1 pseudogene is annotated in these 208 nt (G+C 54.8%); it reads right to left on the bottom strand.

From position 1 onward, the window contains the following. A pseudogene (locus HJV72_RS19575) lies at positions 1-208 on the bottom strand (D-xylose ABC transporter ATP-binding protein); the annotation flags it as partial.

Genomic DNA, 208 nt, shown 5'->3' with positions numbered 1-208 from the left:
GCCTACATAACAGCCGTCCCGCAGTACTGTGATACAGTCGCAGATTTCTTTGATCTCAGCCAGTCGGTGCGATACATAGATTACGGCTACCTGCTGTCGCTTGAGCTCCCTGATTACGGCAAACAGATTGTCGATCTCCTTCTGAGTCAGCGGAGCCGTGGGCTCATCCATCACGATAATCCGCGCCTCCCTGGAGAGGGCCTTCGCA

The sequence above is a fragment of the Extibacter sp. GGCC_0201 genome, from assembly GCF_017566055.1.
GTDB lineage: Bacteria > Bacillota > Clostridia > Lachnospirales > Lachnospiraceae > Extibacter.
The sequence above is the reverse complement of the archived record's forward strand: the minus strand, read 5'-3'. Positions and strand labels throughout refer to the sequence as shown.